Raw genomic sequence first — 15,218 nt, forward strand, 5'->3', positions numbered from 1 at the left:
GCTGCGGCGGCTCCGCCGGTCGGGCGACCCCGGGCGGCCGGTGCCGAGCCGATCCTCTGCGGACACGGCCCGAGGGCTCTCGCTACGCGCGCAGGCCCTGGCCGGCCGTCCGGCCCGTGTAGCGGTCCAGATCCCTGACGCACCCCTGGACGGCCTCCCACGGCCGGCCGAGCGCCGTCCCGGCCCCTGCCGCCAAGGACAGCTCCGTCGCGTTCGGGGTCGACGCCGACTGCCCGATCCGTACGGCACAGCTCACCGAGGAGTACGGGGCGGGAGTCCCCTCCGGAGCGCTCACCGTCACTGTGAGCGCGCAGCTTCGCAGATGGGCCCGCTCAGCGTCGACGAGCTCCCGCATGCGCGCCGCCAACGGCGCGGCGATCTCGTCCAGCGAACCGCCCGGCAGAGGTACGGCACGGTCCAGGACCTCGGCGCCGATGCCCCGCAGGGCCGTCACCGTCAGCCGCAGGGCGCGAGCGCCGAAAAGCTGCCTGTGGTGCAGTGCGTACACCCCCACCAGCGCGGTGCGCACCGCGTTCTCCAGCGGATCCTCGTGCGTGGCGGGCGCCGCCCACGTCCACCGCCGCGGTGCGATCCGGCGCGGAGCCCGCCCCTGGGTCAGGGCATGGAGCCCGTCCTCCACGGAGTCCCCGAGGAACCACCGCCCGCCGTGGTCGACGCACAGCAGGCGTCCCGACTCGGTCACCGCGATCAGTCCGCCCGCGTCGGTGCGGCCGAGCGGGAACACGTCCTCCCCGACCGTGTCACCGAGCACCCGTAAGGCGCGGAGGGCGTGTCTCCCCGTGCGGGGGTCGATGACGCAGCCCGTCGCGGCGACCTCGGTGCCCGCCGCGACGGGGCGCAGCGTCAGCCCGAAGAACTCCCGCAGCGCCCCCCGCGCGGCCGGGAAGAGCGCCCAGGCGCGGATGCCGGTGACGGAGGGAACGACGGCCGCGGTCATGAGCGCGGCGGACAGCGCGAGGTCGCCGGCGTCCCGGCCGGGATGCCAGCCCGCGGCGGTCAGGGCGTCTTCGTCCGTGCTCATGACCCGATGACGTCGACGCCGAGTTCGTCGAGCAGCGCGGAGCAGGAACGGCAGACGGGGGCGGGGGTGCCGTGTTCCGGGTCCCCGTGCTCACGGATCTTCTTCGCGATCAGCGCGGAGCCCGCGAAGTGGTCCCGGGCCTCGGCCAGGCTGGTGCTCCCCCGGTCGGCGCGTCGCTGGTCGAGCGCCCACAACTGGTCCGAGACAAGAGCGGACTCGGCGCAGTAGCCGATGAAGGGCTCGCGCCGGTCGACGGGCAGCGCATCGAAGAAGGCCTGCACGGCGGGGTGGAGCTGGGGCGTCTCGTCCCCGGTCAGATTGGTATGGCTGACGATCGCCCCCTGGACGAGCAGGGAAGCTGCCACACCTGGTACCACGTCAGACAAAGTGGTCCTCCGCGTCTTCCTGGTCGCCTGTCATCAGACTGGAAAGGGCCTGGGGGGCGTTGCCGCCGAGGTAATAAGGCCCGGTGTGGTGCAGGTAGAAGAAGCGCCCCGCGTCGTCCAGCAGGACGATGCCGTTCTCGGACGTCTCCCAGCCCACGGGGAAGAGCTGGTGCCCCAGGTTCTGTGCCAGTTCGACGACGAGCTCGGCGTCCCCTTCGTAACCGAACGTGGGATCGGCTCGGAACTTCCTCTCCGGCGCCAAGGGCATGGGGAACTCAAGACCGACGTAGGCCGAGACGAAACGGTATACCTCGCCCCATGGCCGCAGCGGATGTCCCTGGCCGGCGGATCCGCTGACACGTGCCGCGATCAGCCGCTCGGCCTCCGCCTGGTTCTCGGTCTCGTCTTCTCGCCCCGGATACCAGCCGTTGGCCCGCAGCCAGGCGTCGAGCTCTTCCCGGGGGGGTGGTGGTCTCATCCTGTTCCTCGCTTCGGGGCATCGACGGTCCGCAGGTCAGCTGTGCAGACCGACTCCTAGGGCGTCCAGCACGGGACCGCAACTCCGGCAGGGTGGCAGGTACGAGCCGTGCGCGACCTTGTTGCCGTCGTTGTCGAACTGCTCGCCGATCGCCACGGTGTAGATCTTGCTCCCGTGGCCTGGTCGGTCTGCTTGTGGACCTTGGAGCTCTGGCCGATGGCGTCGGGCAGATCCTTGCCGACGTGTTTGCCCAGATGGCTGTGTCCCTTGACCAGTTTCTCCACCACGTCCTCGATGGTGGAGTCGAGAACGGTGGTCAGCGAGTCCTTGCCCTTGGCCCGCCCGTGATGCCCCTTGGCCTTGCTGATCTTGCCGCCGGCGCGGGTGTCCATCGACACCTGGACGCTCGCCAGCCGTCCGCCTGTGCTGGTGTGCGCGTCGTGGTCGATCACCGGGCCCCCGGCGGGGGAGCCGGCACCTCCGCCGCCACCACCCACCGAGTTCAACTGCAGGCCTTCCCTGCCTGCCTGGACGGCCTGGTCGACATCGATGCCGTCCTGCTGGCCGGTGACGTTCGTGGTGGTCTGGATGACCAGATCGGTGACTATGCTCTCCAGGGCGGCCACCGCGGGCTGGGAGAGGACCGCGACGATCTCCTCGACCGCAGCCTCCGCCATCTCCTTCAGGATCTTCTTGAACGCGATCCTCGTCGCCACGATCTTGCCGCCCGCCAGGAGCGCGGTGAGACCTGCGGTGAAGGGGGCCGCCGCCAAGGCGATACCCACCGTCGCGCACAGGTCGGCCAGTTCACCGACGGCGGCTATCTTCCGTGCCACGATGATGTCCGCCACCCGGTCCAGCGCCCCGGCTATGATCCGCGCAGCGCCCGCCAGGTCCTTGTTCTTCTTCTGGGTCTTCTGCCAGTGCTTGTCCAGCGCCGCCAGCGACTCGCTCTGCCCGGTCGACAGCAATCGCTGCACGTGACCGTGCGCGGTGACGGCGTCGTCTTCCGCGTCTTCCGCGAACTCCCGCAGCGCGTCCGCCATGTCGCGGTACGCGTCCTCGTCGACATTCGGCCATCCCACACCCACGACGTCGAGCATCGTGTCGACACCTTCAGGAATGGTGTAACCCATTGCCCGCCCCCGTTCCCGCTCTTCCGTCACGAAGGATCATCACGAAGATCCCACCGGCTGCCCCGTCCGGTCACCCGGCAACAAATCGAACGGCGAGGTCAAGCCTGCCATGAGCGGCGGCGAACGTAACGTCCTTTCCCGTCAAGTCCCCCCGCCCGGCGGCCGGTACGCCCGTGAGGGGTGCGGAAACCGCAGGCCGCCCGGGGCATGGGCGGCCTTCCGGAGGGGCTGCTCAGTCGAAGACGTACGTGGTGCCCAGGACCGCCGCGTGCTCCAGGACGTCCTCCAGAGGGTCGTCGATCTGCCCTGTCTGGATGAGAGCGAAGTGGGGCGCGTTGTGCGCGTCGGTGTGCGTCTCGTCGGCGTGGGCCGCCCCCGTGGACAGCCCCACGGCCATCAGTGCGGCCCCGCACCCGAGGGCGCCTCGCAGCAGGAAGCGCGTCCGGTATGACTTCACTTGTTACCTCGTCTTCTTCTCATCGGATGTGTCCATCCGCTGATAGCCCTAACCGGTGGACGGGCCCGAGGTCACGCAAGATCATCCCTACGGTTCCGCCAGGTCACGGCGCATGGTCACGAGGCCGGCGTGTACTGCACGATGGCGTCCTCGCAGGGACCTTCGGCGAACACCTTCAGCGCCTCCATCTCCGGGTTGTCGGCGGTGAGCTGCCAGCGGAGTTTGGCCGTCACCCACTCGCCGACGTAGCGGCAGTGCGACTCCGGCACCGGCGGGATCCACTCGGCCGGGTCCTGTTCGGCCTTCTGCCGGTTCACGCGGGCCGTCACCACGACCAGCGAGGCCGACGCACCCTGGTCGTTCGCGTACGCCTCACGGCGGGCAGCGCTCCACCCGGAGGCACCGGAAGCCCATGCCTCCGCGAGCGGCACCGTGTGGGTCACGGCCAGGGCGCCTGAATCGGCCACCTCCTGACCGTCGTAGTACGACTGCCACGTTCCGCCGGTCAGCTTGCACCCGGCCCCCACGGTCGGGGCCTTGACCGCCTCGGCGAGCAGCACCTCGTCGCGGGTGTCGCAGCCGTCGGAGGGGAGGGCGCCCGCGTTCCAGTGCTTGAAGTGCGAGCGGGCGTAGCCGGTGCTCTTCTCTTCGACGACCTTCACCAGGCCGACGGCGTCGGCGAGCGTGGTCACGACGGCGGCCCCCGGGGCCGGGGCGGCCTGTGCCGGGGTGGAGGCGAGGACCGGGACGAGGGCGAGGGTGAGCGCGCCGAAGCTGCGCAGAAGGTTCCTGATCACTCCCGCGTTCTACCGGCTCCCCGCCCCCGGCGGAGGCCGATGGGCATCTGTCACCCGCACGGACGTGGACGTTCACCGCAGGAACGATTCCTGGACGCGACCGGCCGGAGCCCCCGCACAGTGGGCTCCGGCCGGTCCGTTCCCCGCCCGGCCTACAGGGCCAGGCCGGTGAGGACGAGGACCCGCTCGTAGGTGTAGTCGTCCATGGCGTAGCGCACACCCTCGCGGCCCACTCCGGACTGCTTGGCACCGCCGTACGGCATCTGGTCGGCGCGGTAGGAGGGCACGTCGCCGATGACCACGCCGCCCACCTCCAGGGCGCGGTGGGCGCGGAAGGCGGTCTGCAGGTCGTGGGTGAAGACGCCGGCCTGAAGCCCGTACTTCGAGTCGTTGACGGCGGCGAAGGCCTCGGCCTCGCCCTCGGTCCTCCGGACGTACAGCACCGGCCCGAAGATCTCCTCGCGGGCGAGCGTCGCGGTGTCCGGAACGTCGGTGAGGACCGTCGGGGCGTACGTGGCGCCGTCGCGCTTGCCGCCGGTCAGCAGCGTGGCGCCGGCGGTGACGGCCTCGTCGACCCAGGACTCGACGCGGAGGGCGGCGTCCTCGCTGACCAGCGGGCCGACGTCGGTGGCCGCGTCGGAGGGATCGCCGGTCACCAGGGCCTCGACGGCCGCGACGATCTTCGGGACGAGCCGGTCGTACACGGAGGCGTCGGCGACGACGCGCTGCACCGAGATGCAGGACTGGCCGCCCTGGTAGTTGGAGAAGGTCGCGATGCGGCTCGCGGCGTGGTCCAGGTCCTCCTCGGAGGACCAGTCGCCGAGCACGACGGCCGCGCCGTTGCCGCCCAGCTCCAGGGTGCAGTGCTTGCGCGGCACCGACTCCATGATCGCGTAGCCGACCGGGCCGGACCCGGTGAAGGAGATCACCGGCAGCCGCTCGTCCTGGACCAGGGCGGGCATCTTGTCGTTGGGCACGGTCAGCACGGACCAGGACCCCGCCGGAAGGTCCGTCTCGGCCAGCAGCTCGCCCAGGATCAGGGACGAGATCGGGGTGGCCGGGGCCGGCTTGAGGATGATCGGCGCGCCGACGGCGATGGCCGGGGCCACCTTGTGGGCGCTGAGGTTGAGCGGGAAGTTGAAGGGCGCGATGCCGAGGACGGGTCCGCGCGGGAAGCGCCGGGTCAGCCCGAGACGGCCGGTCCCGCCGGCGTCCGTGTCCAGCCGCTGGGCGTCTCCGCCGTTGAAGCGGCGCGCCTCCTCGGCGGCGAACCGGAAGACGGAGACGGCGCGGCCGACCTCGCCGCGGGCCCACTTGACGGGCTTTCCGTTCTCGGCGGAGATCAGCTGGGCGATCTCCTCGGTGCGCTCGGTGAGACGGCGTACGACGTGGTCGAGGGCGGCGGCCCGGACGTGCGCCGGGGTCGCGGCGAACTCCTCGCGCACGGCGTACGCGGCGGCGACGGCCTCCTCGACCTGGGCGTCGGTCGGCACGGCGACCGTACCGACGAGACGGCCGTCCCAGGGGTTGGTGACGTCGAAGCTGTCCTCGCCGGTGGCCTGGCGGCCGGCCAGCCAGAAGGCGTGGGTGGAAGTCATGGCGGTACCGGCCCTTCGGGGGTGGTGAACGACGATCGCCGGGCGCCACGAGGGCACCCGTCGGCCCCACCGTAGGGCGGTCAGGCGCGGATGAGGCTTGTCCGTCGTGGAGTGGAGCGGAGGGCCCGTACGCCGGTTTGTCGTAGCCGGACGGCCGGAGGGAGTTACTGGGTCCCCGAGGAGGCGGCCGTCGCCTTGAGGGCCAGCCACAGCTCCATCCGGACGTCCGGGTCGTCGAGCGAGCGGCCCAGGATCTCCTCCACCCGGCGCATCCGGTAGCGCAGGGTGTGGCGGTGGACGCCCAGATCGGCCGCGGCGGCGTCCCACTGGCCGTGCCGGGAGAGCCAGGCGCGAAGGGAGGCGACCAGATCACCCCGGCCCTTCGCGTCGTGTTCCTGCAGCGGCCGGAGCATCCCGTCCGCGAAGGCCCGTACGGCGTCGTCGGCGAGGAGCGGCAGGACGGAGCCGGCCGCGAGTTCCTCGTGCTCGACCATGGTCCTGCCGCGGCGGCGGGCGACCGAGAGCGCCTGCTCGGCCTGCTTGTACGCGGCGGACACGGCGATCGGGCCGGAGGGGGCGGACATGCCGACGACCACGTCGGTGTCGTCGGCGCCCGGTTCCCGGACCGGTGGGTCGCCCGCGGCCCTGGCGTGGGCCGCGCCGGCTTCGACGGCCGCGCCGCCGTCCGCGGCCAGCACCACGAGGCGTTCGCCCTCGGGCACCATCAGGAGGGCCTCGCCGGACCGGGAGGCGGCGGCCTCCAGCGTCTCGGCGAGCAGCTCCGTCCCGGCGGGCGCGGACGACTCCGCGATGAGGACCCGGAAGGGGGCGTCCAGCAGCCCGCCGTACAGATCCCCTGCGACCGCGCGGGCGTGATCCGACTCCCCCGCCAGCAGCATGCGCAGGATCGCGGCACCGAGGCGCTGCTCCGCGCCCTGGAGCGCGCGGGAGCGGGCCGTGGTCAGGGTCAGCAGGGCGACCGCGGAGTGCACCGCGTAGCGCTCGGCCGTGCCGAGTGCCGCCCCCGTGCCGACGGCCAGCGCACCCCGGTTGCGACGGCCGGCGCCCAGGGACTGGAGCTCGACCCGGTCGTCGCTCTCGCTGTCGCCGACGACCGCGCTGGCCGGGGCGGAGCGGTCCCTCAGCCGCTCCACCTCGGGGGTGAGCCGGGCGGCGCGGCGTGCCGCCCAGTCGGGCGCCGCGGCGACGACGGCGCCCGAGGAGTCGTAGAGGGCGGCCCATCCGTCGACGTGCGCGGCGAGGCGGGTGAGCAGCTCCGCGGGGCCGTCCCCGGCGACCGCGGCCCGGGTCAGCTCCCGCTGGGCGTCGAAGCCGGCCGTGACCGACCGGTACTGGTCCGCGGCGATCGCGGCGGACACCGCCTTGCTGATGGCGAGGAACGGTGTGCGCCGGGGGACCTCCAGGAGCGGCAGGCCGGCCTCCTCGGCGGCGTCCACGAGCGCGGGCGGGATCTCGTCGTAGGTGACCCCCACGGCGAAACCGATGCCCGCGATCCCCGCGCCGGCCAGCCGCTGTACGTACCGCCGCATCGTTCCCGGGTCCCGGGCGTCGAGGTTGGTCGCCGTGACGAGGAGCAGCTCGCCGCCGTCCATGTACGGGACCGGGTCGGCGAGCTCACTGGCGTGCGCCCAGCGCACGGGGGTCGCGAGCCGGTCGGCACCGGCCCTGACGGTGAGCTTGAGGGCCGAGTGCTGGACGAGGGAGGCGAGAGTGGGTGGCATGGGACCGCCGGACCTCTGGAGTCGATGGCACCGCCCGGGCGGGCGGCTCGATGGCACCGCTCTGCGCGAACGGCTCGAATGCGCCGTCCCGTACAGACGGACGGGGCCGATTCTGCCAGGGCGGCAGGGTCCCCGTAACCTCGCGGCCCCGCTCAGCCGCCCAGGTCGACCAGGAGCGGCGGCGCGTGCTCGCCGTCCACCGTCGTCAGCGAGAGGACCGCGTGGCCGGCGGGCAGCTCGTACGCCAGCTCGGAGGCGGACCAGCGCTCCCGCTCGACCCGCCGCACGGTCACGGCGTCCCTGGTCACGGCCTTGCCGGTGACGAGCTTGCGCAGTCCGTGCAGGGCGCGGGTGAACGGCTGGTCCGCGAAGACCGCGTGCTGGGCGACCTCGCGGGTCTCCACCCACTCCTTGCCCCAGGCCTCGGAGAAGCGCTTGCCGTCCCAGGTGGTGATCCCGCTGAAGGCCATGCAGCAGCCGACCGCGCCGAGGAGCGCGGTGTGCAGCCCCTCGGGTACGTCGTCGACGGTACGCAGGGTCAGGACCGCTCCGGCGTTGACCGGGCGCAGCCGCCGGATGCCCCGGACGGTCTCCGCGGTGACGGCCTGGGTGGCGTCGTCCAGCACCAGGCAGACGAAGAGCGACCGGTCGGTGCGGGCGGCGGCGATCGCGGTGAACTGCGCGAGGACCAGCCGGGTGAGCAGCCGCGACGCCTCGGCGTGCGCCCGTTCCGGAAGGTCGATCCTGACGCGGAGGGGCAGGTGTTCGAGGGACCGCAGCGAGAAGGGCCTGGCCCCCGCCCCGGTGGCGAAGAACGGCGCGAACGCGGGCCGGTCGAGGAGTGCGATCCGGTCGGCGAGCACAGGCCCGGGGTCCCCCGCTCCCCCCTTCTGCCGGGTGCGGGCCTCCAGCTCGCGCAGCATGGCCTGGTGGCCGCCTGCTCGGAGCGTCTCCCGCAGCGCGTCGATCGCGGCGGCGTCGCCGTCCAGAAGCTCGCGGAGCGCCGGCACCCCGGGGAAGTGCCCGTGGACCGCGCGGTAGGGGCCGAGCAGCTGGGCGAGCACTGTGGCGGCGCGCCTGCTGTCCAGGTGGGTCACGTCGCCGACCAGCCCTTCCGCGAGCACGCTCGCGGCCTCGTCGGGGTCGGTCGTGCCGCCGTAGAGGTCGAAGTCGTGCGCGGAGGCCGGGTCACCGATCCGCACCACGACGTCGAAGGCGTCGTCCGGACCGAGCTCGGCCCCGGCGGCTCCGACGGCGAGCACCGCGGCCCGGCCGGCGAGTGCCTGGAGGGCGAGGGACTCGACGACCGGCCGCACCAGCCGGGCGGACTTGCCCGCTCCGGGCGGCCCGACGGCGAGCAACGAGGTGCCGAGCAGCGCGGGTTCCAGGGCGAGTCCCGATCCTCGCCTGGCGTACGGGTTGCGAGGGTCGTCGGCGCAGCCGCCGAGGCGGACCTGGCCGGTCAGCAGGTCGTGCCGGGCGGTGCGGCGGGGCAGGTCCCGGGCGCCCGAGGGGTGGAGCGCGGCGGCTCCGCCGGTGCGCAGCACGGCCTCGGTGAGCGCGGCGAGACGCTCCGGGTGCCCCCGGCCGACGGTATAGGCGTGGCGCAGGCGGGCGACGTCGACGTCGTTCATACGGCCGGTGCGCACCTCGGCGGTGAGGGCGTCGGCGGCGTCCGTCCGGCCTGCGGCGCGGAGCTCGGGCCACTGCTCGGGGGTGGGGGCGTCCGGGGGTGCGGAGGGGGCCTCGGGGGCCGTCGCGGTGCGCTTCCCGAACCGGTCCGCGAGGAGCCGTCGCCAGTGGCCCAGGCGGGCGAACGGCCAGAGCACCCCGAGCGCGATCACGGTGTAGATCACATTGACGACGGCCTGGCTCTGGTAGATCTCGCCGCCCGCGACCGAGGCGACGAGGATCAGTACCGGCCGGACGAGCGGCACGGCGTCCTTCCACACGAGGAGCTCGGCGAGGGCGCCGCCCGCGGCGGTGGCCAGCCCGAGGAAGGGCTGCCCCCGGCCGGCGACGTGGCGCCGGAAGATCTCGGACCAGTTGCCCAGCCGCGCGCAGCCGTAGACCAGCAGCCCGAAGAGGACGGCCTCGTAGACCGTGAGGGCGTCGGCGCCCTCGATCGTCCGGGGCCCGCCGAACGTCCCCGCGTACCACCAGTCGCCCGGAGTGAACAGCTTCAGCGGGACGAGTCGGTAGGGGATGTACCCGTTGCGCCAGAGCGACCAGAGGAGCAGCCCGCTGAGTACGGAGATGAGCACCCCGACCAGCAGCGAGCGGTCGGACACCCCTTCGGGCTTCTCGGGCGGGCGCGGGGTGTGCCCGTAGCGCCATACGCCGGGTTCCCGGACGGGGCGCGGGGTGCGCAGCCATTCCTCGACACCGGCGTCCGCGGCGGGCGGGCGCCGGGGGTACGGGGCATGGGCGGGGGGCGGTGGCGCCGCGGGTGGTGGCCCAGCCGGCCGGGGCACCCGGTCCGCGCCCGTGCCGCGTGCGTCGTACGTGCCTTCGGTGTCCATGAACCGCTGCCCCCTGACCAGCCAGGTCCCGCCTTCTGCACGGCCAATCTAGTGCCAGGGCACGGGGAGTTCAGCCATGCGGCCGGATGACCCGGCGGAGGCGCCTCCGGTGACGCCGACGGGACATCTGTCCGTCGCGGACAAGGACACGCTCCCACCACTCCCGATCGGAGCATGACCGCTGCCCGCACCCGCCCCTAGCCTGCAGAAACAGAAGCGTCCGAAACACCCCCAGGAGCCCCGCATGTCCGACATCCCGCAGGAGCGCCGCGTCGTCACCGCCATCCCCGGCCCGAAGTCGGCCGAGCTGCAGGCCCGCCGTGTCGCGGCGGTCGCCGCAGGTGTGGGCTCCACGCTGCCGGTCTTCACCGCCCGGGCGGGCGGCGGAATCATCGAGGACGTGGACGGCAACCGGCTGATCGACTTCGGTTCCGGTATCGCCGTGACCTCGGTGGGCGCCTCCGCCGAGGCGGTCGTGCGCCGCGCGTCGGCGCAGCTCGCCGACTTCACCCACACCTGCTTCATGGTCACGCCGTACGAGGGGTACGTCGAGGTCTGCGAGCAGCTCGCCGAGCTGACGCCGGGCGACCACGCCAAGAAGTCGGCGCTCTTCAACTCGGGCGCCGAGGCCGTCGAGAACGCCGTGAAGATCGCCCGCGCGTACACCAGGCGCACCGCGGTCGTCGTCTTCGACCACGGTTACCACGGCCGGACGAACCTCACGATGGCGCTGACGGCGAAGAACATGCCGTACAAGCAGGGCTTCGGCCCGTTCGCCCCCGAGGTGTACCGCGTGCCGGTGGCGTACGGCTACCGCTGGCCGACCGGCGCCGAGAACGCCGGCGCCGAGGCGTCCGCGCAGGCCATCGACGAGATCACCAAGCAGATCGGCGCGGACAACGTCGCCGCGATCATCATCGAGCCGGTCCTCGGTGAGGGCGGCTTCATCGAGCCGGCCAAGGGCTTCCTCCCGGCGATCGCGCGGTTCGCGAAGGAGAACGGCATCGTCTTCGTCGCGGACGAGATCCAGTCGGGCTTCTGCCGCACCGGCCAGTGGTTCGCCTGCGAGGACGAGGGCATCGTGCCCGACCTGATCACCACGGCCAAGGGCATCGCGGGCGGTCTCCCGCTCTCCGCGGTGACCGGCCGCGCCGAGATCATGGACGCCGCCCACGCCGGTGGCCTCGGCGGTACCTACGGCGGCAACCCGGTCGCCTGCGCGGGCGCGCTCGGGGCCATCGAGACGATGCGTGAGCTGGACCTGAACGGGAAGGCCAGGCGCATCGAGGAGGTCATGAAGGGCCGCCTCGCCGAGATGCGGGCGAAGCTCCCGAACGGCGACATCATCGGGGACATCCGCGGCCGTGGCGCCATGATCGCGATCGAGCTGGTGAAGTCCGGCACGAAGGAGCCCGACGCGGCCGCCGCGGGGGCGCTGGCCAAGGCCTGCCACGCGGAGGGCCTGCTGGTCCTGACCTGCGGCACCTACGGCAACGTCCTGCGCTTCCTGCCGCCGCTCGTCATCGGCGAGGACCTGCTGAACGAGGGCCTGGACATCATCGAGCAGGCGTTCGCGACCCTCTGACCCGTACGAAGCACCCGGGCACCGGTGAGAGGCCGACCGGCGCCCGGGTGCAGGCGTGTGAAGAAGGTGTGCGGGGGCGATGGCGGGATACCGTTGCCACTTCCGGTGCCTCCTTCCTCTGACGTACGGTTTCCCCAGATGAGAGAAACACCCCGCCCGCAGGGGACTGCGGGTGATGCCGGACCGGGGCTCCCCCAGCGCCGTACCGGCCGTGCCATCGCGCACACCGCTGGAGCTTCGGGCTCCGGGACTCCTCACCGATCGGATGGCCGCTCGCCCCACACCCCCCGGGGCGCGCGGCAAACCGATCCGACCGGCCACCTCGGAACAATCCCCCCTGTTCCCCGGTGGCCGGTTCTTCTCGTTGCCGCTGCCGGTGCGCTGCTGGCGCTCTTCCTGGTGATCACCTGGCAGGTGCTGGCCGACGGCCCGCTCCTCGGTCCCGACGAGCGCCTCGGGCTGGAGCTGGCCGGGCGGGGCCCGGCACCGCTCGCGGAACTCTTCGCCGATCTCGGCAACACGCAGGTCGCCCTTCCCGTGCTGGCGTGCGCGGTCCTCTTCGCCTGGTTCCGCCGCGCCAGGCGTGCGGCGGCGTACGCCGTGGTGACCATGGCGGCCGTCCCGGCGCTCGTCGTCCCGCTCAAGCTGTGGACGGACCGTCAGGGTCCGCTGACCGAGGCGACGGGTTACTACCCCTCGGGTCACACGACGACGGCGATGGTGGCGTACGGGGCCGCGGCCCTGCTGCTGGCCCCGCATCTGAAACGGTCATGGGTGACGCTCGTCACCGCCGGGTTGCTCACGGCGGCGACGAGCGTCGGTCTGGTGCTGCGCGGCTACCACTGGCCGCTGGACGTGGTGGCCGGCTGGTGCCTGAGCGGGCTGCTGCTGCTCGCCCTGTGGGCGGGCGGCAGGAGCGGTCAGCCGCCGAAGTAGGCGTCGAAGTTCTTCGAGAACTCCCAGTTGTTGAAGCGGTCCCAGTTGATGGACCAGGTCATCAGGCCACGCAGCCCGGACCAGGTTCCGTGCGTCCGGTAGCTGCCGCAGTCGGTCTTCTTCGTCAGGCAGTTCAGCGCCTTGGTGACCTCGGCCGGTGAGGTGTGCCCGTTGCCGGCCTGCGTGGAGGCCGGAAGGCCGAAGGCGACCTGCTCGGGCCGGAGCGCCGGGAAGACCTTGGTCCGGTCACCCGCGACCGGGAAACCGGTGAGCAGCATGTCGGTCATGGCGATGTGGAAGTCGGCGCCGCCCATGGAGTGGTACTGGTTGTCCAGGCCCATGATCGAACCCGAGTTGTAGTCCTGGACGTGCAGCAGGGTGAGGTCGTCGCGCAGGGCGTGGATGACGGGCAGGTAGGCGCCGGCGCGCGGGTCCTGGCCGCCCCAGGGGCCGGATCCGTAGTACTGGTAGCCGAGCTGCACGAAGAAGGTCTCGGGGGCCATGGTGAGGACGAAGTCCTCGCCGTACTTGGCCTTGAGGGACTTCACCGCGGAGATCAGGTTCACGATCACCGGGGTCGTGGGGCTCCGGAAGTCGGTGTCCCCGGTGTTCAGCGAGAGCGAGTGGCCCTCGAAGTCGATGTCCAGACCGTCGAGTCCGTAGGTGTCGATGATCTTGGACACGGAGGAGACGAAGGTGTCGCGGGCGGCGGTGGAGGCGAGCTGCACCTGCCCGTTCTGGCCGCCGATCGAGATCAGCACCTTCTTGCCCGCGGCCTGCTTGGCCTTGATGGCGGCCTTGAACTCCGCCTCGCTCTCCACGCCGGGGCATTCGGCCACGGGGCAGAGCGAGAAGCGGATGTCGCCGGATGTCACGGACGTCGGCTCGCCGAAGGCGAGGTTGATGACGTCCCACGAGTCGGGGACGTCGGCCATCCGCGTGTATCCGGAGCCGTTGGCGAAGCTGGAGTGGAGGTAGCCGACGAGGGCGTGGTCCGGGAGACCGGCGTCGTCGCCTCCGCCGCCGCCCGCGGCCGTGGTGACGCTCACGGCCGCCGACCTCGCCGACTCACCGGCGGCGTTGAGGGCACTGACCTGGAAGCTGTACGCGGACGAGGCGGTCAGCCCGGTGACGGTCGCCGAGGTTCCGGTGGTGTCGAGGATCTCCGTACCGTCGCGGTAGACGCGGTAGCCGGTGGCTCCCGCGGAGGCGGTCCAGGTCAGCGGGGCGGAGGACGCGGTGGCCGTGCCGGCCCGCAGTCCGGTGGGGGTGGCGGGCACGGTGACGGGGTCGCCGCCCGGGCCGGTCAGGGTGAGGTCGTCGGCGTAGTAGGCGGGGGTGCCGTACCACCCGTGGGTGTAGACCGTCACCGACGTGGTCGCGGGGCCGGTTCGGAAGCTGGTGGTGAGCTGCTTGTACGCACCGGCGGACTGGGTCCAGGTGGAGACGTCGGTGGTCCCGGTGCCGGACGCCCCGAGGTAGACGTAGCTGCCCTGCACCCACGCGCCCAGCGTGTAGGTGGAGTCGGGCTTCACGGTCACCGTCTGGGAGCAGCGGGCGTTGTCGCTGCCCGCCGGTGTCGCCTTGAGCGCCGAAGCACCGCTGTGCACGGGTGTGCTGACGGCCGCGCCGCTGCCGCCGCTGCAGCTCCAGCCGTCCAGTCCCGCCTCGAAGCCGCCGTTGCTCGCCAGATCCACGTCGGCCGCCCCGGCGGCCGGCGCGGTGGCGACCAGGGCACCGGCGGCGAGCAGGGTGGCCGAGAGGACCGCGGTGAGCGCGGGGAGACGGACGGGTGGTCTGGATCGGGTGCGTTCCACAACAGCCTCCGTGCAGGGGGGAATTGAGTGGTGCACAACATGGTCCAGACCAATCAGGTTGTCAAGACCTCTGGCGGCTCCTCACCCATCGCCACCGCGCGCGCCCCTGGCCGCCGCGGCCTCGTGCAGGGCCAGTTCCAGGAGGGCCGCGTCGGTGAGCGTGCCCGAGCCGTCCGGCGGGATCAGCCATCGCACCCCGCCGACGGTGCTGCCCGGCCGGGGGACGACGATCCACGTCCCCCCGCCGACCCCGCGGATACCCGTCCCGACCCAGCGGGCCGCTGTCCCCGGGGGCACGAAGAAGCCCATCCGGGCCTCGCCGAAGTCCGCGAGGACGGGCCCCGGCCGTTCCAGGAGCCGGGTCAGCACATCGAGCGTGGGATAGCCCAGCTCCCCCGGAACGAGCAGCACGTCCCAGCGCCTTCCGGCAGGGAGCAGCGCCATCCCCTGGGGGTTGCGCTCCCACTCCCTCCGGCAGGCCCCCGGGTCCGGTGCCACCGATGCCAGCCAGACGACCGCGGCCTCCACCCCCGTGCGGGTCATGAGCCACCTTCCCTTCCCGTGGGCACCGGCGGCCGATGCCGGTGCGTACGGGAGGGAGAGGGGGGCCGAGCCGGATCATGACGCGGGTCGGGCCCCCTGATGACAGTGAGCCCGGTCACGTCGCTGCGGCTTCCGCGTCCCGGAGGGTCTTCGCGCCATTCCTCGGGGGGAATTGCCGG

Annotated in this window: 12 protein-coding genes and 1 pseudogene; 2 read left to right on the top strand and 11 right to left on the bottom strand. The window is 72.5% G+C overall.

All coding sequences use genetic code 11. The features are described from left to right. Positions 1–82 precede the first annotated feature (82 nt). The 9 genes and pseudogenes from AB0P41_RS25960 to AB0P41_RS26000 all read right to left on the bottom strand — a co-directional run bounded on the left by AB0P41_RS25960 (position 83) and on the right by AB0P41_RS26000 (position 10,158). A complete protein-coding gene (locus AB0P41_RS25960) occupies positions 83–1,042 on the bottom strand; it encodes an SUKH-3 domain-containing protein (RefSeq protein WP_365934446.1) in 960 nt (319 codons plus the stop codon). After that, positions 1,039–1,407 (bottom strand): YwqJ-related putative deaminase, encoded by a 369-nt coding sequence (locus AB0P41_RS25965; RefSeq protein WP_356713690.1) that lies wholly within the window; start codon positions 1,405–1,407, stop codon positions 1,039–1,041. Before AB0P41_RS25965 ends, AB0P41_RS25960 begins: the two co-directional genes overlap by 4 nt. A gap of 13 nt (positions 1,408–1,420) precedes the next feature. Further along, a complete protein-coding gene (locus AB0P41_RS25970) occupies positions 1,421–1,906 on the bottom strand; it encodes an SUKH-3 domain-containing protein (protein WP_356713688.1) in 486 nt (161 codons plus the stop codon). A 179-nt stretch (positions 1,907–2,085) separates the two neighbouring features. Beyond that, positions 2,086–3,042, bottom strand: a pseudogene (locus AB0P41_RS25975) (type IV secretion protein Rhs); the annotation flags it as partial. A 232-nt stretch (positions 3,043–3,274) separates the two neighbouring features. Continuing rightward, positions 3,275–3,499 carry a hypothetical protein gene (locus AB0P41_RS25980; protein ID WP_356713759.1) on the bottom strand — a complete coding sequence of 75 codons (225 nt, stop codon included), beginning with the start codon at positions 3,497–3,499 and terminating at the stop codon, positions 3,275–3,277. A 116-nt stretch (positions 3,500–3,615) separates the two neighbouring features. Further along, positions 3,616–4,296: an HNH endonuclease gene (locus AB0P41_RS25985; RefSeq protein ID WP_365934448.1), complete on the bottom strand. Its 681-nt coding sequence runs from the start codon at positions 4,294–4,296 to the stop codon at positions 3,616–3,618. Between the two features lie 152 nt (positions 4,297–4,448). Continuing rightward, the gene (locus tag AB0P41_RS25990) at positions 4,449–5,894 is read right to left on the bottom strand and encodes an aldehyde dehydrogenase family protein (RefSeq protein WP_365934450.1); all 1,446 of its coding nucleotides are present in this window, start codon (positions 5,892–5,894) and stop codon (positions 4,449–4,451) included. 164 nt (positions 5,895–6,058) lie between these two features. Then, positions 6,059–7,636, bottom strand: a complete 1,578-nt coding sequence (locus AB0P41_RS25995) for a PucR family transcriptional regulator (RefSeq protein WP_365934452.1) — start codon at positions 7,634–7,636, stop codon at positions 6,059–6,061. A gap of 152 nt (positions 7,637–7,788) precedes the next feature. Beyond that, on the bottom strand, positions 7,789–10,158 hold the full coding sequence (locus tag AB0P41_RS26000; RefSeq protein WP_365934454.1) for an ATP/GTP-binding protein: 2,370 nt from the start codon (positions 10,156–10,158) through the stop codon (positions 7,789–7,791). Positions 10,159–10,402: 244 nt separating this feature from the next. Here AB0P41_RS26000 and gabT point away from each other — a divergent pair, with 244 nt between their 5' ends. Next, a complete protein-coding gene (gene gabT, locus AB0P41_RS26005) occupies positions 10,403–11,743 on the top strand; it encodes a 4-aminobutyrate--2-oxoglutarate transaminase (protein ID WP_365934456.1) in 1,341 nt (446 codons plus the stop codon). A 399-nt stretch (positions 11,744–12,142) separates the two neighbouring features. Continuing rightward, complete coding sequence (locus tag AB0P41_RS26010) at positions 12,143–12,679, top strand: phosphatase PAP2 family protein (RefSeq protein WP_356713676.1); 537 nt, start codon at positions 12,143–12,145, stop codon at positions 12,677–12,679. On the opposite strand, the gene AB0P41_RS26015 is transcribed toward AB0P41_RS26010, so the two are convergent. Then, positions 12,664–14,496 carry a glycoside hydrolase family 18 protein gene (locus AB0P41_RS26015; RefSeq protein WP_365934458.1) on the bottom strand — a complete coding sequence of 611 codons (1,833 nt, stop codon included), beginning with the start codon at positions 14,494–14,496 and terminating at the stop codon, positions 12,664–12,666. The two genes, AB0P41_RS26010 and AB0P41_RS26015, sit on opposite strands and share 16 nt — an antisense overlap. Before the next feature lie 81 nt (positions 14,497–14,577). Next, positions 14,578–15,039: a hypothetical protein gene (locus AB0P41_RS26020; RefSeq protein ID WP_365934460.1), complete on the bottom strand. Its 462-nt coding sequence runs from the start codon at positions 15,037–15,039 to the stop codon at positions 14,578–14,580. Positions 15,040–15,218 lie beyond the last annotated feature (179 nt).

Origin of the sequence: Streptomyces sp. NPDC079167 (genome assembly GCF_040686735.1) — a bacterium.
Taxonomy (GTDB): domain Bacteria; phylum Actinomycetota; class Actinomycetes; order Streptomycetales; family Streptomycetaceae; genus Streptomyces.